Source organism: Empedobacter sp. UBA6745 (assembly GCF_002453775.1).
Taxonomy (GTDB): domain Bacteria; phylum Bacteroidota; class Bacteroidia; order Flavobacteriales; family Weeksellaceae; genus Empedobacter; species Empedobacter falsenii_C.
Map to the genome: position 1 here is coordinate 91,763 of NZ_DKHL01000007.1, position 19,331 is coordinate 111,093.

At 31.8% G+C, this 19,331-nt stretch carries 20 protein-coding genes and 1 tRNA gene; 8 read left to right on the top strand and 13 right to left on the bottom strand.

Going from position 1 to position 19,331, the window contains the following annotated elements:
* The first annotated feature begins 5 nt into the window (after positions 1-5).
* The gene (locus tag B4H69_RS02855; protein WP_180905220.1) at positions 6-1,451 is read left to right on the top strand and encodes a DUF5723 family protein; all 1,446 of its coding nucleotides are present in this window, start codon (positions 6-8) and stop codon (positions 1,449-1,451) included.
* A 60-nt stretch (positions 1,452-1,511) separates the two neighbouring features.
* On the opposite strand, the gene B4H69_RS02860 is transcribed toward B4H69_RS02855, so the two are convergent.
* Both B4H69_RS02860 and B4H69_RS02865 read right to left on the bottom strand, forming a co-directional pair.
* Positions 1,512-2,564, bottom strand: coding sequence for an NAD(P)/FAD-dependent oxidoreductase (locus B4H69_RS02860; RefSeq protein ID WP_180905221.1), 1,053 nt, complete (start codon positions 2,562-2,564; stop codon positions 1,512-1,514).
* A gap of 159 nt (positions 2,565-2,723) precedes the next feature.
* Entirely contained in the window at positions 2,724-3,074 is a 351-nt protein-coding gene (locus B4H69_RS02865; RefSeq protein WP_180905222.1) for a winged helix-turn-helix transcriptional regulator, read from the bottom strand.
* Positions 3,075-3,170: 96 nt separating this feature from the next.
* On the opposite strand from B4H69_RS02865, the gene B4H69_RS02870 reads away from it, so the two are divergent.
* Positions 3,171-3,485 carry an antibiotic biosynthesis monooxygenase gene (locus tag B4H69_RS02870; RefSeq protein WP_280045216.1) on the top strand — a complete coding sequence of 105 codons (315 nt, stop codon included), beginning with the start codon at positions 3,171-3,173 and terminating at the stop codon, positions 3,483-3,485.
* A gap of 40 nt (positions 3,486-3,525) precedes the next feature.
* On the opposite strand, the gene B4H69_RS02875 is transcribed toward B4H69_RS02870, so the two are convergent.
* Positions 3,526-3,599, bottom strand: a tRNA-Met gene (locus B4H69_RS02875).
* A gap of 203 nt (positions 3,600-3,802) precedes the next feature.
* The gene (locus B4H69_RS02880) at positions 3,803-4,984 is read right to left on the bottom strand and encodes a pyridoxal phosphate-dependent aminotransferase (protein WP_280045215.1); all 1,182 of its coding nucleotides are present in this window, start codon (positions 4,982-4,984) and stop codon (positions 3,803-3,805) included.
* A 112-nt stretch (positions 4,985-5,096) separates the two neighbouring features.
* On the opposite strand from B4H69_RS02880, the gene tpx reads away from it, so the two are divergent.
* The gene (gene tpx, locus B4H69_RS02885; RefSeq protein ID WP_221854500.1) at positions 5,097-5,597 is read left to right on the top strand and encodes a thiol peroxidase; all 501 of its coding nucleotides are present in this window, start codon (positions 5,097-5,099) and stop codon (positions 5,595-5,597) included.
* Positions 5,598-5,653: 56 nt separating this feature from the next.
* Here the strand turns inward: tpx and B4H69_RS02890 are convergent, their stop codons facing one another.
* Together B4H69_RS02890 and B4H69_RS02895 are read right to left on the bottom strand one after the other, a co-directional pair.
* The gene (locus B4H69_RS02890) at positions 5,654-6,544 is read right to left on the bottom strand and encodes a 3-hydroxybutyryl-CoA dehydrogenase (protein WP_280045212.1); all 891 of its coding nucleotides are present in this window, start codon (positions 6,542-6,544) and stop codon (positions 5,654-5,656) included.
* Between the two features lie 198 nt (positions 6,545-6,742).
* Positions 6,743-7,747 (bottom strand): Gfo/Idh/MocA family protein, encoded by a 1,005-nt coding sequence (locus B4H69_RS02895; RefSeq protein ID WP_114997742.1) that lies wholly within the window; start codon positions 7,745-7,747, stop codon positions 6,743-6,745.
* A 71-nt stretch (positions 7,748-7,818) separates the two neighbouring features.
* Between B4H69_RS02895 and B4H69_RS02900 the strand changes: the two genes are divergently transcribed.
* Positions 7,819-8,466, top strand: a complete 648-nt coding sequence (locus tag B4H69_RS02900; RefSeq protein WP_038332579.1) for a protein-L-isoaspartate(D-aspartate) O-methyltransferase — start codon at positions 7,819-7,821, stop codon at positions 8,464-8,466.
* A gap of 48 nt (positions 8,467-8,514) precedes the next feature.
* Here B4H69_RS02900 and B4H69_RS02905 read toward each other — a convergent pair whose 3' ends face one another.
* The 3 genes from B4H69_RS02905 to B4H69_RS02915 form a co-directional block, all read right to left on the bottom strand.
* Positions 8,515-8,943 (bottom strand): PepSY-like domain-containing protein, encoded by a 429-nt coding sequence (locus B4H69_RS02905; protein WP_219034883.1) that lies wholly within the window; start codon positions 8,941-8,943, stop codon positions 8,515-8,517.
* Between the two features lie 65 nt (positions 8,944-9,008).
* Complete coding sequence (locus tag B4H69_RS02910; protein ID WP_221854498.1) at positions 9,009-10,283, bottom strand: sensor histidine kinase; 1,275 nt, start codon at positions 10,281-10,283, stop codon at positions 9,009-9,011.
* A gap of 1 nt (position 10,284) precedes the next feature.
* Positions 10,285-10,956, bottom strand: a complete 672-nt coding sequence (locus B4H69_RS02915; RefSeq protein ID WP_221854497.1) for a response regulator transcription factor — start codon at positions 10,954-10,956, stop codon at positions 10,285-10,287.
* 93 nt (positions 10,957-11,049) lie between these two features.
* On the opposite strand from B4H69_RS02915, the gene B4H69_RS02920 reads away from it, so the two are divergent.
* Positions 11,050-12,066, top strand: coding sequence for a threonine aldolase family protein (locus B4H69_RS02920; protein ID WP_280036984.1), 1,017 nt, complete (start codon positions 11,050-11,052; stop codon positions 12,064-12,066).
* Positions 12,067-12,104: 38 nt separating this feature from the next.
* On the opposite strand, the gene B4H69_RS02925 is transcribed toward B4H69_RS02920, so the two are convergent.
* Both B4H69_RS02925 and B4H69_RS02930 read right to left on the bottom strand, forming a co-directional pair.
* Entirely contained in the window at positions 12,105-12,614 is a 510-nt protein-coding gene (locus B4H69_RS02925; protein ID WP_286475725.1) for a hypothetical protein, read from the bottom strand.
* A gap of 89 nt (positions 12,615-12,703) precedes the next feature.
* Entirely contained in the window at positions 12,704-13,879 is a 1,176-nt protein-coding gene (locus tag B4H69_RS02930) for a trans-sulfuration enzyme family protein (RefSeq protein ID WP_280049430.1), read from the bottom strand.
* 243 nt (positions 13,880-14,122) lie between these two features.
* On the opposite strand from B4H69_RS02930, the gene B4H69_RS02935 reads away from it, so the two are divergent.
* The gene (locus B4H69_RS02935) at positions 14,123-15,265 is read left to right on the top strand and encodes a DEAD/DEAH box helicase (protein ID WP_286475726.1); all 1,143 of its coding nucleotides are present in this window, start codon (positions 14,123-14,125) and stop codon (positions 15,263-15,265) included.
* A 70-nt stretch (positions 15,266-15,335) separates the two neighbouring features.
* Here B4H69_RS02935 and aspA read toward each other — a convergent pair whose 3' ends face one another.
* The gene (gene aspA, locus B4H69_RS02940; protein ID WP_286475745.1) at positions 15,336-16,733 is read right to left on the bottom strand and encodes an aspartate ammonia-lyase; all 1,398 of its coding nucleotides are present in this window, start codon (positions 16,731-16,733) and stop codon (positions 15,336-15,338) included.
* A gap of 108 nt (positions 16,734-16,841) precedes the next feature.
* Here aspA and B4H69_RS02945 point away from each other — a divergent pair, with 108 nt between their 5' ends.
* Complete coding sequence (locus B4H69_RS02945) at positions 16,842-18,050, top strand: acyltransferase family protein (RefSeq protein WP_180905236.1); 1,209 nt, start codon at positions 16,842-16,844, stop codon at positions 18,048-18,050.
* 18 nt (positions 18,051-18,068) lie between these two features.
* Complete coding sequence (locus B4H69_RS02950) at positions 18,069-18,635, top strand: hypothetical protein (protein ID WP_038332561.1); 567 nt, start codon at positions 18,069-18,071, stop codon at positions 18,633-18,635.
* Between the two features lie 30 nt (positions 18,636-18,665).
* Here the strand turns inward: B4H69_RS02950 and B4H69_RS02955 are convergent, their stop codons facing one another.
* On the bottom strand, positions 18,666-19,325 hold the full coding sequence (locus B4H69_RS02955; protein WP_038332559.1) for a helix-turn-helix domain-containing protein: 660 nt from the start codon (positions 19,323-19,325) through the stop codon (positions 18,666-18,668).
* Positions 19,326-19,331 lie beyond the last annotated feature (6 nt).

The window sequence follows — 19,331 nt, forward strand, 5'->3', positions numbered from 1 at the left end:
ATCATTTGAAAAAACTTCTATTAACCGTTATTTTTTGTTCAGGATTTACTTTTGGACAAAATATTTTATCTTTTAGTAATGATCAATATAGCGGGATTAACGGTAGTGTTTTTTCTCCGACAACTTCATATTTTAACCCGAACAAATGGGATGTTAATATTATTTCTGAAGATATTTTATTCAGAAATGATTACGCTTACATATCCGATCAAAACGTATTAGGTTTAATAAAAGGTGAAACAAAATCAGCAAATATAAAAGCTGGAATAAGAGGTGAAACGCATTCTAATATATTAGATTTCGCAACTAGAAATACGATTTCTTATCATTTGGAAAATGATCTTATGGGACCTTCCGTTTCTTTTAAAAAGAAAATTAATAATCAAACTTATCGCCTTGGTATTTTCACCCGACTTCGTACACAAGGTTCTATTAAAGATTTAGATAATTATTTTCGTTTTAGTAATCAGAATGAAATAGAACCAAAAAATTATATGTTTGAACCTACAAAGACAAATGCAATGAATTGGGCTGAATTAGGCTTAAATGTTGCGACAAATTTGTATACAACTAATACTTCTGAAGTTATTATTGGGGCAAATATTAAATATCTTATGGGTTTAGATGGCGCGTATATCAAGAGTAAAAACACGATAAAATTAGAAGCTGAACCAACTATAACAAGTACAATCGACAATCCTGATGCAAATATTTATGCGTCAAATTATGATATAAAAGCAGGATATTCTACCAATTATGATTTTGATCGAGATAAATATGTTTTACGAAATAGAGGAAATGGAGTTGGAATAGATTTAGGAATTTCTTTTGTGAACAGAAGAACGAATGATGAATTATATGATTTCAAATTTTCGGCAAATTTATTAGATGTTGGATTAGTAAAATTCAGAGGCGATAACCATCATTTCTACAATCCTTCGCAAAGAGTTCAACTTCGTAATAATCCAAATTTAGATGGAGTTGAATTTGAAAGTGTTGATCAATATTTAGGACTTTTAAGCAAAGAAGTTTATGGAGATGAAACAAAATCTAAAACGGGAAATAATTTTTCGATGGGTTTACCAACAAGTTTACATCTTAATCTGAGTAAAAAAATTATCGAAAATCATTACTTAAATTTCAATTGGATGCAACGAATTCCAGTTTTTGAAAATAGTTTGAAACGTATCAATGTGCTACAAACTTCTTATACTATCCAAAAAGATGGATTTGGAATTGGACCTTCCCTTTCTATCTATGATTATGAAAATATAACATTTGGTGGATATGTAAGAATTGGCCCTCTAATTTTGGGCAGTGATAATGCAATTCCAATCGTTTTTAAACAGAAAAAATTAACTTCTGCGAACTTTTATTTTGGATTAAAATTTTACCCTTTTTGGGATAATGAAGCTAAGAGACGAAGTAGAGAACCTTGTGAATGTGAATAAAAAAACCTTTTACGCAAAACGTAAAAGGTTTAAAAAATATTTCTATTTATTTTGTTAAAATTAGTCAATAGCTTTGACAACCGCTTTTTCAGCTTCTTTTCTTGTCCCGTCGAAACCATCAACACCAGAAACTGTTGTGTATTTCAAGACAAATTTTTTCCCAGGATTCATTCTATTGTAAACAGACTGACACATTAAAGTTGCTTCGTGAAAACCACATAAAATCAACTTCAATTTTCCTGGATAAGTATTTACGTCACCAATTGCATAAATCCCTTCAATATTTGTTTGATAATCTAATGCATTATTTACTTTGATGGCATTTTTCTCAATTTCCAATCCCCAATTTGCAATAGGACCTAATTTTGGAGAAAGACCAAACAATGGAATAAAATAATCTGTTTCAAGTTCAAAAGTTTCTTCACCTTTTTCGATTACCAAACTTTCTACTTTTCCTTCACCTTTGATTCCAGTAATTTCAGCAGGAGTAACCAAATTAATTTTTCCTGCTTTTTTCAATTCAATTACTTTATCAACAGAATCCAACGCTCCACGAAACTCATTTCTTCTGTGTACTAACGTGACTTCCGCAGCTACATCAGCCAAGAAAATAGACCAATCTAAAGCAGAATCTCCACCACCAGCAATTACGATTTTTTTATCACGGAACAATTCAGGATTTTTCACAAAATACTCTACTCCGTTTTCTTCGTATGCTTCGATGTTTTCGATAATTGGTTTACGAGGCTCAAAAGATCCAAGACCACCCGCAATCGCAACTGCTTTTCCTTGTACTTGCGTTCCTTTATTAGTTGTTACAATAAAAGTTCCGTCTTCTTGCTTATCGATTGTTGCAGCTTGTTCGTTTAATGTAAAACCTGGCTCAAATTGTTTGATTTGCTCCATCAAATTATCAATCAATTCACCTGCACCAACAGAAGGATAACCAGGAATATCAAAAATTGGTTTTTTGGGATACAATTCTGTCAATTGCCCTCCAGGCTGAGGAAGAGCATCAATAATATGACATCTCATTTTTAATAAACCTGCTTCGAAAACGGCAAAAAGACCAGTTGGCCCAGCTCCGATTATAACTATATCTGTTTGAATCATTTTTTTGAATTTTATTTAGAACGTTACTAAATTGAATGCAAATTTAATGAATTTGAACAGATTAATCGATGATTATCATCAGAAGTCCAATAATATTTATTGATAATAAAAAAGATAGGATTGATATCAAGCTCATCAAAATTCATTCAACTTTTAAGCTTAATCTTTAATAATTAAATTTCGATGTTCAACTCCCCAGCTAGATAAAAGACTTATAACATTCGTTAATTTTTTTCCATGATCAGTCAGCTTGTACTCAATTGTAATTGGTCTTGTACTTATAATTTCTCTGGTAACAAGTTTATTTATCTCTAACTCTTTTAGCTCTTTGCTCAACATTTTGTTAGATATTCCTTCAAGATCTTTTAATATTTCAGAAAATCTTCTTTTTTTATTGTAGCATATAGATGCTAAAACTGGTATTTTCCATTTCCCACTCAACACATACATCGCATCATTCACGGACTTTACATGAGAAAAACATTCGTCTTTTGAAAAAACTTTATCCATAAGTTACTTTGTTTACTTTTTGTTACTGTATATTATCTATACTTAGTTACAAAAATAAACAAGGATATTGTAGGTTTGCCTAAAAAGTAACAATAAATGGAGAAATTTACATTAATCATAAAATTTGAAACAGAGGAAAAAAACAAGGACAGATTTTTACAAGAATTGATCAATCTATTTCATCAACTCTACAAAAATGAAGAAAACTTTGTGAAAGCTAGCATTCATCAAAATGAACATAACAAAAATGAAATTCTAGTTTATGAAGTTTGGAAAAATATTTCTTTTGAAGATTTTATAACTATTCAATTAAAAAAGCAATACGCTTTAGAATGGGAAAAATTATTAGTTGAAATGGACATAAAAAGAGAACCAAAAGTATATTCTACTCTGGCTAATTTCAATTCATAAAAAAAGACAAATTCAATAATGAATTTGTCTTTTGAAGTTGTAGCGAAGAGCAGAATCGAACTGCCGACCTCAGGGTTATGAATCCTGCGCTCTAACCATCTGAGCTACCTCGCCTTGTTTTTAGTGGTGCAAATATAAGAGGTTATTTTCGATTAAAACAAATCTTTTTTGAAATATTTTCAATAAAAAGTCGCTTAAATAGGCTAATCAATTGAATTTCATTAAAATTAAAATCACATTTTTTTGAAGAAAATATTATCCACAAAAAAATCCTCAAGCAAAACTTGAGGATTTTGATATTTTATCTGCTTTTCTACTTACGCTAAAGCATTTTTGATACGTGTCATTGCTTCTTTCAACTCTTCTACAGACGCCGCATACGAAATACGAATACAATTTTTAGATCCGAAAGCCGAACCTGAAACAACCGCAACTTGCGCATGCTCTAATAAATATAAAGCCAAATCATCTGCATTGTTAATTGTAACACCATTGTACGTATTTCCGAAAGTTGCCGTAACATCTGGGAACAAATAGAAAGCTCCTTTTGGTTCGTTCACTTTGAACGTTGGAATTTCTCTTGCCCAACCCAACATCAATTCACGACGTTCTGCAAACGCATCAACCATGTATTGAACTGAACTTGGATCTGCTTCTAAAGCCGTAATTGCTGCACGTTGCGCAATAGATGTTGCTCCCGAAGTCACTTGCCCTTGTAATGTTTCGCATGCTTTTGCTAACCAAGCTGGCGCTCCAATGAAACCGATTCTCCAACCTGTCATCGCGAAAGCTTTTGCTAAACCATTTACAGTTACCGTTTGGTTATAAACTTCTGGGAAAGATGCTATCGAAACATTTTTTTCTCCGTAAACAATGTGCTCATAAATCTCGTCCGAAATAATAATTACATCTGGATATTTAGCTAAAACAGTCGCTAAACCTTGCAATTCTTCTCTTGTATAAACAGATCCTGATGGATTACAAGGAGATGAATAAATAATTGCACGCGTTTTATCTGTAATTGCAGCCTCTAATTGTGCTGGTGTAATTTTGAAATCAGCTTCTAAAGTTCCTTCCACAAAAACTGGCGTTCCTCCTGATAATTCTACGATATCTGAATAAGAAACCCAATAAGGTGTTGGAATAATTACTTCAGTTCCTTCGTCTACAATTGCTTGTAAAACATTATAAATAGATTGTTTTGCTCCTGTAGAAACAACAACTTGATTTGCTGTATATTCAATATTGTTATCACGTTTAAACTTCTTACAAATCGTTTCCTTCAAATCTGCATACCCTGCAATTGGAGGATATCCTGAATAATTATCGTCGATAGCTTTTTTAGCTGCCTCCTTGATAAAATCTGGTGTATTGAAATCTGGTTCTCCAATACTTAAACTAATCACATCGATTCCCTGTGATTTTAATTCTCTTGCTTTCGCAGACATTGCAATAGTTGCAGATGGTTTCAAATTCTGTAAACGCTTTGAAAGTTGCATAATATTTGTGTGTTATTTGTAATGTAACAATTTATTATTGCGAAGATACTTTTTTCTCCGTAGAATTTTGTTACTTTTAATCATTAAAAATCTAAGAATAAAATAAAAAATTATGGCTGAAATTACATTCAAAGGAAATCCTATTCATACAGGCGGAGATTTACCAACAGTTGGTGAAAAAGCCCCAAGTTTTGCTTTAACAGCAGGCGATTTAAGCGACAAAACATTGGCTGATTATGCTGGAAAAAATGTTGTTTTAAATATTTTCCCAAGTGTTGACACTGGTGTTTGTGCGCAATCTGTACGAACTTTCAACAAAGAAGTTTCTTCTGCTGCAAATACAGTTGTGTTATGTATTTCGAAAGATTTACCTTTCGCTTTATCTCGTTTTTGTGCTGCCGAAGGTTTGGATAATGTAGTGACTTTATCTGATTTCAAAAATGAAGAGTTTGCAAATGCTTATGGCGTAAAAATGGTTGATGGACCATTAAATGGATTATTTTCTCGCGCAGTTGTGGTGATTAATCCAAATGGAGAAGTTGCTTACACAGAGCAAGTTCCTGAAATTGGACAAGAACCAGATTACACACACGCTTTAGCAGCAATTAAGTAATCAAAATAGTCAAAACAAAAAGNNCTTTTTGTTTTGACTATTTTGTGTAAAATAAATTACTTTGCAAACTGAGCAGCTAATTTTTCTGCTTTCTTCGATTCAGAATAATCATAGAATCCTTCTCCAGATTTCACTCCTTTTTTACCTGCTGTTACCATGTTTACTAACAATGGACAAGGCGCGTATTTAGGATTTTTGAAACCATCGTACAATACTTCTAAGATTGATAAACAAACATCTAAACCAATAAAATCAGCTAATTGTAATGGTCCCATTGGATGAGCCATACCTAATTTCATTACTTCGTCAATTTCTTTTACGCCCGCAACACCTTCGTATAAAGAATAAATTGCTTCATTAATCATTGGCATTAAAATACGATTGGCGATAAAACCAGGATAATCGTTCACTTCAACCGGAACTTTCCCTAATTTTTCTGACATTTCCATAATCGCTTTCGTTACTTCAACTGTTGTATCGTAACCACGAATAATTTCGACCAATTTCATCATCGGAACTGGATTCATAAAATGCATTCCAATCACTTGTTTTGGACGACTTGTAACAGACGCAATCTTTGTAATCGAAATAGATGACGTATTTGACGCTAAAATTGCATTTGCAGGCGCAGCTTCATCAATTTGTTTGAAGATTTTCAATTTCAAATCTAAATTTTCTGTTGCAGCTTCTACAACTAAATCAGCATTTTTCACCGCTTCTGCAGTATCTGTAAATGTTGTAATATTATTTAAAGTTGCTGTTTTATCAGCTTCTGTAATTTTTTCTTTGGCGATCATGCGCTCCAAATTTCCAGCGATTGTTTTCAATCCACGCTCCAAACTATCTTGAGAAACGTCAACCAAATTCACTGCAAATCCTGATTGTGCGAAAACGTGAGCAATTCCGTTACCCATCGTTCCAGCTCCAATAACTGTAATGTTTTTCATCTTTTTGTATGTTTGTTTTTATTATTTATTTTTTTTCGAGATTCGAAGTTCGAAATGAGTTTTGCGAAATTTGATTTTTCAGAATGAGAAGCTGAAATGAATTCAGCTTGACAAATTTTCGTCATTCTGAACTTGTTTCAAAATCACATCATATTCATGCGTTTAGCGAAATTCGAACTTCTAAAATCTAACATCGATTTATTCTTTCTCGATTGTTTGATTTTTGATGACTTGCTGTTCTTTTTCAAAATAAGCAATAATCTCCAATGCAACTTTCAATGCATTTCGTCCATCTTGTAACGAAACTTTAATTGGTGAATTATTCACAATAGAATCTGCAAAGCTTTCTAATTCATCCAAAATTGCATTATTTGGTAAAATTTCTGGATGTTCAAAACAAATTTCTCTACGATCTCCTTTATCGTTTTCCAAAATCATCGCAAATTCACTTGGATTTTCTGGCGCTTTGTGCATTTTAATAATTTCAGTCTTTTTCGTCAAGAAATCAATTGAAATATACGCATTTCGTTGAAAAACACGCATTTTTCGCATATTTTTCATTGACATTCTACTTGTCGAAACATTCACCACACAACCATTTTCAAACTCAATTCGAGCATTTGCAATATCAGGTGTATCACTAATTACCGAAACTCCAGACGAATGAATTGATTTAATTTCTGATTTTACAATCGATAAAATCACATCTAAATCATGAATCATCAAATCTAAAACTACAGGAACATCTGTACCGCGCGGATTAAATTCTGCCAAACGATGCGTTTCAATAAACAATGGTTCTTCGATAAAAGGTGCAGCCGCTGTAAATGCAGGATTAAAACGCTCTACGTGTCCAACTTGCGCTTTCAAACCTTTTTCATTTGTCAATTTCAACAAATGATCTGCCTCTTCTAAGGTATGCGTAACTGGTTTTTCGATGAAAAAATGTTTATTTTTTTCGATCACTTTCAATGCCACTTCATAATGTGATAACGTTGGTGTCACAATATCGACAACATCAACAGCATCAATTAATTCGTCCATCGAACTAAAATATTTATACCCAAATTCAGCTTCAACTTTTTTTCCATTTTCTTCAAAAGAATCAAAGAAGCCAATTAATTCGTATCTTTCCGATTGATTTAATAACTTTAAATGGATTTTTCCAAGGTGCCCAGCACCGATCACTCCTACTTTTAACATTTGGTAGATTTTGCCGTTAAAATTAATGAGAATAAGTTGTATTTAATGCATTTTTGTAAAAATTTTGGAATATGTCTGTAGACGATTTTAAACACAGAGGACGACGCAAAATGTTGGTTGATTTGTTGCGCTCGAAAGGAATTGAAGATGAAAACGTATTGGAAGCTATTAATTTAGTGCCACGACATTTATTTTTAGACAGCGCATTTACGGAATTCGCATATCGCGACGAAGCTTTTCCGATTGCTGCTGGACAAACAATTTCGCATCCGTTTACAGTTGCTTTTCAGACACAATTATTAGACATTCAGCCTAATGAAAAAGTCTTAGAAATCGGAACTGGTTCTGGTTATCAAACAGCTGTTTTGGTTGCTTTAGGTGTTGAAGTTTTTACGATTGAAAGACAAAAAGATTTGTTTGATTTCTCGAAAATCATGTTGAAAAAAATCAATTTCGAGCCACGTTATCAAACGTATGGAGATGGCTACAAAGGTTTACCTTCTTTTGCTCCTTTTGATAAAATTATTGTAACAGCTGGTGCGCCAGAAATTCCAGAAGAATTAAAAAAACAATTGAATATTGGAGGAATAATGGTGATTCCAGTTGGTGAACAATCACAACGAATGATTGTCATTATGAGATTATCAGAAGATCAATTTGAACATTACGAATTTGGTGATTTCAAATTTGTGCCAATGTTAGAAAGTCGAGATAAATAGAATAAAAAACTCCAACTAAAGTTTAGTTGGAGTTTTTTATTTTATTTATTAATCATCAATTTTCTTAAAATTCCCGTTTTTATCAAATTTTAATTCAAGTCCATTGTTCAATTTCACTTCAATTTCTTTTCGATCTCTTTCTATTTTTGTTATTGTAGTATTCGGAAAACTTCTTTTCACATAATTCGAAATTTTAGCTGGAATAAATCCTGTTGGAATAGCATTTCGTTTTCCATCGACTTCTTTCCAAGCTCCGTCTCCATCAAATTCTACTTTTGTTCCATTTGCCAAATACACTTTATATTCTTTCGAAAAATAATCGTCGTCCAACATCACAGAACCAACTTGTTTTGCACCAAAATATTTGTTGATAAATTGCTGTCCCATTTTTGGAACTTGGTTATATTTTATCGCTTTATCTTGAGCAAAAGAAATCAACGTTGCACTTAACATGATAACACTTAAAAACTTTTTCATTTTGTTTGATTTTATAATTATTAAGACAAAGTTGCAAAGTGAATTAGGAAAGATTTGGGAATAATTTATTTTTTCAAAATAAATTGATGAAAAGGAAACTCATAATTGTAACGTAACGTCAAATTTTGTTGATTTTTGATAATCGTGTCCACAATCGAAAGCCCCAAGCCATTATTTCCATCACTTGTTCCTTGTTTATAAAAACGACTAAAAATAAGATTCGAATCCAATGTTGCGTTTTTCCCTGTATTCGAAATTATAAATTGATTTGAATCACTTTCTATCTTAATAATTTTCTCATCATTATTATGTTTGATCGCATTTCGAATCAAATTTGAAATTAAAATTCGCGCTAAATCGATATTAAAATCAAGAATAAAATCTGCCTTAAAATTCGTTTCTAATTTAATTTCTTCTGCTTCTAAAATTTCTTCATAATCTTCGATCAAATCTTTTGTCAAAGCTGTAAAATTAACTTCAACATTATTTTTGTATTGATTATTCTCGATTCGAGATAACATTAACAACGATTTATTAAGATTCACCATTCGCCAAAGTGTTTGCTTGGTTTCTACCAAACTCATCACCTCTTTTTCTTTTAAATCTGAATTTTCTATTAGCAAATCAAGTTTGTTTAGCGCAATTGTCAAAGGTGTTTGCAATTCGTGGGAAGCATTTTCGATGAACAATTTTTGTGAATTAAAAACCTCATCATTTCGATTAATCATTCGCTCAATTTCTTTTTGCAAATAAGAAAATTCTTTCACATTCGTTTCGACAAGTTTTGGTTTTTCGTTATTTCCTACTTCATATTTTCTTAATTGAGAAATAATTTGCCCAAAAGGTTTGAAGGCTTTTTTCAATCCAAAATGATTAATCAATAAAATACTAATCAAAATAAAAACATACAACGCAATCAAAGAAATCGATAAATCATAAATCAATTCATCTTCTTCGACTGTTGAGGTTCTTATTTCTAATGAATACGGATGATTTTCTTTGTCATAAAAACCAGTTCTCAATATACGATAAGGTTCCATATCATCATCGTATCCCATGTAAACCAACTCATTCGAAAAGTGATTTCTTTCATCATATTTACTTGGATCAACTTTGGAAATTTTGAATTGACTTAATCCAAATTCGGTTGTATTTAATAAATTCGGATCGCGATAAGCTTCTCGAATAATTTCAATTTTTTGATTCTTTAATCCGTCATCTACATTGTCATAAACTTCATCCAAAATCAAGGAATGAAAAAGAAATGCCCAAATCGCAATAACGATAAGCAACCAAAATGTGAGGTAACGAAATGTATAATTTTTTAGTGATATTTTCATGTTAAATCAACTTATAACCAATCCCATAAACCGCTTGTAAATCGGCTTCAGAATTTGCTTCTTTCATTTTTTTTCTTAGATTTTTTATTTGCGAATAAATAAAATCTAAATTATCAGATAGCTCAATATGATCTCCCCAAACACTTTCTGCTAAAGTTGTTTTCTGAAAAACACGTTCGGGTCTCAACATAAAATAATACAGCAAATCATATTCCTTTCTGTTTAATTTCAGTTCGATATTATTTACTTTTACCAAACGATCTTCGGGAAAAATTTGAATATTTTTATAACTCAAAACATCCTCTCCTTTTTGTAGATTTTTGCGCAAAGCAACTTTAATTCGAGCCAATAATTCAGCAAAATGAAATGGTTTCGCTAAATAATCATCCGCGCCAACCAATAATCCTTCTACTTTATCATCAACCGAATCTTTCGCCGACAAAATAATCACCGAAGTTTCTTTATGAAGATTCTTCAATTCCTTCAACAAAGACATTCCATCACCGTCTGGTAACATCATATCCAATAAAATGCAATCATAATCGAACGAAATTATTTTATCCAAAGCTTGTTGATAATTATCCGCAGTTTCGACAATCATCTTTTCTTTTTCTAAAAACTCAACAATCGTTTCTTGCAATTTTATTTCATCTTCTACGACTAAAATCTTCATAATTCAGTTTAAATAATTGGTAAAAATAGATAGTAAAATAGGAAAGAATTAGGAAAACTCCTACTTTTATTCTCAAAATTTAAGATTTCAATTTTGAAAAAATATAGCTTTAAAAATGATTATAGCGAAGGTGCTCACCCAGCAATTTTGCAACGATTAATCGATACAAATTTAGAACAAACAATTGGTTACGGCGAAGACGAATTTTGCAATGAAGCAAGAGAGTTCATCAAAAAAAGACTGAAAAAAGATTCAGCAATTCATTTTGTTTCTGGTGGAACACAAGCCAATTTAATTGTAATTTCTTCTATTCTAAAACCACACGAATCTGTAGTTGCAGCCGAAAGCGGGCATATTGCCGTTCACGAAACGGGCGCGATAGAAGCAACAGGACATAAAATAAATACCATTGCGACGGATAATGGAAAAATAACTCCTGAGCAAATTTCGATTATTCTTGCCACACATACGGACGAGCATATGGTAAAGCCAAAATTGGTTTATATTTCTAATTCTACGGAAGTTGGAAGTGTTTATTCAAAAAAGGAATTGCAAAAGCTTTATCATTTTTGCCAAGAAAATAATTTATACCTTTTTGTTGATGGCGCACGTTTAGCTTCTGCTTTAACTTCTTCTAAATGTGATTTAAACTTAGAAGATATGGCAAATTTTGCAGATGTTTTTTACATTGGTGGAACTAAAAATGGTGCACTTTTAGGTGAAGCAATTGTGATAAATAATTTAAAATTGGACGAAGATTTTCGTTATCATATTAAGCAAAAAGGCGGAATGTTAGCGAAAGGACGTTTGATAGGAATTCAATTTTCGGAAATGTTTCGAGATGATTTATTTTTCGAGATGGGAAAACACGCCAATCAAATGGGAGAAAAATTAGCAAATGCTATTTCAGCAAAAGGTCACAACTTTTTGACAGAACCATCTTCCAATCAAATTTTCCCTATTTTACCAAATTCAATTATCGAAAAACTACAACAAGATTTTGAGTTTTATATTTGGCAAAAAATTGATGAACAAAATTCTGCAATTAGATTAGTCACTTCTTGGACAACACCAGAGGAACAAGTAGAAAATTTTATCAAATCAATATAAAAAATAAAAGGATCCATAAATTATTGGATCCTTTTATTTTAATAATAATCTTTCACATTTTTCAAACGCTCTTTCGCGCGTTTATATTCTGCTTTTCTGATTTCTTTTTTACGTTTCATCAAATTTTTATCGTGAGAATAATTACGTTCTATTCGCTTGATATCTCTTTCGTATTCGTCTTCTAAACGCTCTAATCGATCATCAATTCGGTCTTTGTAATAATCGTCACGATGAGAATTTGACCATTTATAACGTTGATTATCGTTTAAGATTTTATCAATATCACGTTGTAAATTGTAAGAAATCTCTCTTTTTCTTCTACCTTTTTCGTAACCAGATAAATTACGATCTCTTCCAACTCTTTCGAAATCTTTACTTGCTTGTTTTTTTAAAGCAATTATTTTATTTTTTTGACTTGATGATATTCCGTAATAATCAGATCTTTCAATTAAAACATCGACATTTCTATTATTTCCATCATTTGGTCTATTTTGCGCATAACTTGACATTGTAAACAACGCAAAACCAAAAATTAAAAACTTCTTCATATTCTAAACTTTCGTTTAGAATAAGCAAAGTCCGTGCTGAAATGAATAAATTATTAAAATTTATATTTAATCAACAACTAATCAATTAATTAAACCTTAGTTTTTTCTAACGCTTGCAAAATATCTTCGATAATATCCACTTTATCCTCCAAACCGACCGATAAACGAATAGAACCTGGCCTAATTCCCAAATCTGCACGTTCTGCATCTGATAATTTTGCGTGAGTTGTAGTTGCTGGATGCGTTGCAATCGATCTCGAATCTCCTAAATTAGACGTATATAAAATCATTTCTAATGCATCAATAAATCTGAAAGCACGTTCTTTTCCTCCTTTCACTTCAAATGTTACGATTCCACCCCCGCCTTTCATTTGTTTTTTCGCCAACTCATATTGCGGATGCGATGGTAAAAATGGATATTTCACATCTGCAATTTCAGCATGATTTTCCAAAGCTTCTGCCAACGCCAACGCATTTTCGCAATGACGATCCATACGAAGTGGCAACGTTTCTAAACTTTTAGAAATTGTCCACGCATTAAAAGCCGACATCGCCGGACCTGTATGACGAATAAAAAACATCATTTCATTGATTAATTCTTCTTTTCCTACAACTACTCCACCCAAAACTCGACCTTGTCCGTCCATATATTTTGTTGCAGAATGAATAGATAAATCAAATCCAAATTGCAAAGGTTGTTGTAAATATGGCGTTGCGAAACAATTGTCAATTGCAAAAATAACATTCGGATGTTTTTCTTTCAATTTTGCCAAAGCTTCTAAATCAAATAATTCTAATCCAGGATTTGAAGGCGATTCTAAGAAAACAATTTTTGTATTTGATTGAATTGCTTTTTCCCAATCCTCGATATTTGGCGTTTCTACATATGTATAAGTTACGCCCCAACGCGGAAATAATTGCGTAATTAATTGATGTGTAGAACCAAAAATTGCACGACTCGATACAATATGATCTCCACTTTTTATATACGAAGCAAAAGATGCAAAAACAGCAGCCATTCCCGAAGCAAAAGCTAAACCTGCATCTGCTTTTTCCAAAGCACAAACGCGATTAATAAACTCTGTTGTATTTGGATTTGCATAACGTGAATAAACCATACCTTGCTCTTCTTCTGCAAAAATTGCACGTCCTTGCTCTGCGCTATCAAAAATAAAACTTGATGTTAAATATAATGGAACCGAATGCTCGCGAGTAGCAGATCTTGGCGCTTGCTCACGAATTATCTTAGACTGATCTTTTTTCATAAGAATCAAAGTTAACGATAGTTTTATTAAGCAAAAAGCTTTTAATAAAGTTTTAAACAGAAATTATTTCTGTTTTCAATCGTTGTTTCGATAATTTGACTGTTTCTAAAAAGATTTTTAGAAATATTTCAGAAACGATTTTAAAACTTTCATTTTCATCACGATTAAAAATGATTAAACGAGTAATTATTCCTAAAATATCATTCAAATTTAATCTCTACCTTTGCAGTCTTATATCAATTTATGTCATTCGAAAATTTAGGATTATCACCATATTTATCAAAAGCAATTACAAAACTTGGATTTTTAAAACCTTTTGAAATTCAGACCGAAACAATTCCATCTATTTTAAAAGGAAAAGATGTGATGGGAATTGCAAAAACTGGTTCTGGAAAAACCTTGTGTTTTGTTGCGCCTTTGCTACAAAAAATTCAACATCAATCGTACGAAAAATCTCGTAACATAAAAGCGTTAATTTTAGTTCCAACACGTGAACTAGCAGTTCAGATTGAACAAACTTTTGCAGGATTGCGAACTGCTTTACGCCGTGAGGTACAAACGCAAGCGGTGTATGGAGGAACTTCGATTAATCCACAGATGAAAAATTTGTATGGAACAGAAATTTTGATTGCAACTCCTGGTCGTTTATTGGATTTAATGGATCATAATGCGTTATCATTGGATCAATTGCAATATTTGGTGATTGACGAAGCAGACAAAATGTTCCAATTAGGATTTGGAGATGAAATGAACCGAATTTTGAAAAGTGTTCCGAAAAAGAAACAATCGATTCTTTTTTCTGCGACTTTGAATGATAAAATTGATGAAATAAAATCTACATTAAGTATTGATCCAATTGTTGTTGAAATCAAAAAACAAGAAATTGATTTGGAACAAATCGAACAAGTTGCTTATAAAGTTGATGCCGAAACAAAAGGTCCTTTTTTAAGATATTTAATTAAATCTGAAAACTTAGAACAAGTTTTGGTTTTTGTTTCTTCGACACGAACTGCAGATAATTTAGTAGAAAAATTAAAAAAGAATAAAATCTCTGCAATGGCGATTCACAGTAAAAAATCCCAAGGCGCTAGAATGGATAATTTGGAAGATTTTAAACTAGGTGATATTAAAGTTTTGGTTGCAACTGATTTGATTGGACGCGGAATTCATATCGAAGGTTTACCAACTGTTATTAATTATGAATTACCTCGTTCACCTTTAGATTATGTACACCGAATTGGGCGTACAGGTCGTGCAAATGCAAATGGAAAAGCAATTAGTTTGATTACGGAAGAAGATTTACATCATTTCAAAATCATTCAGAAAAAAATGGGTAAAAAAGTTGATTTACTTCCAACTGATGATGTGAATTTACACGGATTCTAAGAAATACGAAACTCGAATTACGAAGTTAGAAACTCAACAACTCTAACTTCGTATTTCTAATTTTTTACTTCTATATATGTGGTCCAAGCATATTTTTAGGATCAAGGATTTCGTCCAAACGTTCTTTCGACAACAAACCGTGATCTAAAACCAATTGATAAACACTTCCACCAGTCTCTAAAGCTTCTTTCGCTATTTTTGTACTTGCTTTATAACCAATATAAGGATTTAGCGCCGTCACAATTCCAATACTATTTTGAACTTCATTTTTCAAATGTTCTGCATTCGCTGTAATTCCATCTACACATTCAACACGTAGCGTATTCATCGCATTTGTTAAATATTGAATCGATTCCATAATCGAAAAACCAATAATCGGCTCCATCACATTCAACTGTAATTGTCCAGCTTCTGCAGCCATTGTTATTGATAAATCATTTCCAATTACTTTAAAACAAACTTGATTCACTACTTCTGGAATTACTGGATTTACTTTCCCTGGCATAATCGAAGATCCCGGTTGTTTTGGAGGTAAATTAATCTCAAACAAACCTGTTCTCGGACCTGAAGTCAACAGACGTAAATCATTACAAATTTTAGACAACTTCACACAAAGACGTTTCAGAGCTGAAGAATAATCCACAAACGAACTTGTATCCGAAGTTGCTTCCACTAAATTATCAGCCAACGAAACATCTTCATTCATAATTTCAGCAATTTTAGTTGTACACAATTGCGCATAACCCGGAACAGCGTTCAATCCAGTTCCAATTGCAGTTGCCCCCATATTAATTACTAATAATTCAGCAGCAATTCGATTCAAATTATCAACTTCTTTATGCAACGTATTCGAAAATCCTTCAAACTCTTGACCAAGCGTCATTGGAACCGCATCTTGCAATTGCGTACGTCCCATTTTTATAACATTACCAAATTGTTTTCCTTTTTTATCAAACGCTTCATACAACGAAGTTAATGCATCAATCAAAGGCTTATTCATATTAAATAATGCTAATTTCAAGGCAGATGGATACGCATCATTCGTAGATTGCGAAAGGTTGACATGATCATTTGGCGAACAAAATTGATACTCACCTTTTTGTTTTCCTAAATGCTCCAAAGCAATATTTGCAATCACTTCATTGGCGTTCATATTTGTAGAAGTTCCTGCACCACCTTGTATCATATCGATCGGAAATTGCTCTGTATATTTACCAGCAATTAATTCATTTGAAGCAAAAGAAATCGCATCAAATAATTCTTTCGATAAAATTCCTAATTCATGATTAGCTTGTGCAGCCCCTAATTTCACAACACCAAGCGCCTTTACAAATTCGGGATAATGCGACAAATAATTATTGGAAATTTTGAAATTATTAATGGCGCGTTGCGTTTGCACACCATAATAAGCCGTTTCAGGAATTTGTAATTCTCCTAATAAATCAGACTCCGTTCTCATTTTATTTATTGTTTGTTATTGACAATTAAAGGTAAGGAATAATCTAGTATCTTTTTGAAAAGCATTTTGTCAAAAAATTCAAAAAATCTATATCTTTAAAACATTAACACAAAAGAGATGAAAGCAGCTCGTTATTATTCATTAGACGTTTTTCGTGGCGCAACTGTTGCGTTGATGATTTTGGTAAATAATCCAGGAAACTGGTCAGCTATGTTTGATCCTTTGGAACATGCAGATTGGCACGGATGCACACCAACAGATTTGGTTTTTCCATTCTTTTTGTTTGCTGTAGGAAATGCGATGGCTTTTGTGATTCCGAAATTGCAACAACAGCCTCAACAGATTTTTTGGCAAAAAGTAATAAAACGAACAATTTTAATTTTCGGAATTGGATTATTCATCAATTGGTGGCCATTTTTCAAGTGGGATAATAATGAACTAATTTTCAAAGCATGGAAAGATTCAGAAGAAAGCGGAATCCGAATTATGGGCGTTTTACAACGAATTGCAATTGCTTATTTTTTCGCTTCGGTTATTGCTTTTTATTTTAAACAAAAACAAGTTTTATTGATAAGTTGTGCGATTCTTCTACTTTATTGGGTTTTAACTTTCGGACTTGGAACTTCTGATCCTTATTCGTTAGAAGGTTTTATCGGAACTAAAATCGATAATCAATTGCTTGGTTTAGCGCATATTTACAAAGGAGAAGGTGTTCCGTTTGATCCAGAAGGAATTTTCAGTACAATTTCTACCATTCCACAAGTTTTATTTGGGTATTTGGTTGGTGACTATATTCAGAAACAAGGAAATATCAATTGGTTGAATCGTCCGTTACCAAAAACAGACAATCCGCAATATAAAATGTTAGCTGGTTTATTTGTTTTAGGAACAATTGCGTTGACAATTGGTTACATTTGGCAATGGGACTTTCCGTACAATAAAAAGATTTGGAGCAGCTCTTATGTTTTCAACACAACTGGTTTAGCAATTTTGACAATTGGCGCAATGATTTGGTTCATCGAAATTTTAGGAATCAAAAATGGTTTCATGAAATTCTTTGATGTTTTCGGAAAAAATCCTTTATTTATCTTTGTTTTGAGTGGATTATTACCTCGATTATTAGGTTTAATCAGAATTGAAGCTGGTTTAAACGACAAAGGAGAAGTCAAATTCATTTCACCATTGGGTTGGTTTTACGAAAACATTTGCGCAAAGATTCCTGGAATTCCAGAAATTGGTTCATTTGTTTATTCGCTAATTTTCTTAGCCTTCTTTTGGTGGTTAGCTTATTTATTAGATAAAAAGAAGATTTATATTAAAGTTTAAAAGTTTAAAATCTTAATTATGAAGTATTTTATTATTGGATTATTAAGTCTTTTCTATTTTTTCTCTTGCAATGAACAAAAAGAAATCAATGATATTATTGCGTCTTTTCCTCCTAATTACGTAGATTATAATATTCCTCCTGAATGTCAAGAAAACAATGGGTATTATAATAAAGATTCTGAAATTGTTTTAATTAATGAGAACGAATTTAATTCAATTATTAATCGTTTGAAAAAATTAAAATCTTCTAAAGAAATCAATGATTGTCCAAGTGATTTTAGCTTTTCCGTTGGAAAGGACAAATACTGTTCGTGCCTCTATGAAGAACGATTAATTTTTAAAAATGGACAATTACACGAAATTTCAGATACCTTATTATATGACATTAAATCTGCATTGACTTTTTATAATTCCAGACCGAAAGAATATTTAAAATACGATAATTTAATTCAAAAGTTCGGATTGCCTAAAAATTATAAGTATCAACAAGCTGGTGAGACTCTTATATCTTATGACCAAGATGGAAATAAAACAGTAGATTTTATTGATTTTAAAATGCGATTAGTTACTTTAAAAACAAAATAAAAACAAACCACAATCAATCGTATATTCTAGCTAAACTTTCTTATAAACCGCATAAAACTGATAAAAATGTTGAATATTCTCAACATCAAAAATGATTTGTTTCCATTGGTTTAATTCCAAAATCAATTGATTTTCGTGTTGAATAAACTTTCCAACAAAAATTTCATCATCATTCAAATACAAACCAAATTTATCATTGACCAAATGTAAATTTTCCACTTCCAAATGCTCAAAAAATAAAATAGACGATTCTTCTTCTGTAAAATCAATAGGAGAAGCGATACTCGAAGAATATTCTAACGCAATAAATTGATGCGAATTATAAATCGGAAAATAGATTGAAGGATAATTTTCTAAGTTCGAAAACAACTCTTTTTTTGCTTGAATAACTTCTCGAGATAAAAAAGGAATCGCGCTCAAATTTTTAACATTTCGCAACATATCAGCTTCCTCGAAATAGTTATCAAAGTGTAATATTTCGTTAACTGTTAAGTTTTTTTCGATCAAATGACTTATTGGAATGCTAAAATATTTAGCAATTTGAGAAATCGTTTCAATTTTTGGTTCTGCACGTTTTTCTTCGTAAGATGAAATATTTCCTCTACTAACTTCAAACAAATCAGCAAAAGCTTGTTGAGTTAAGTTCTTAACTTGTCTTAATTTCTTTATATTTTCACCTATTTTTGTCATTATTTA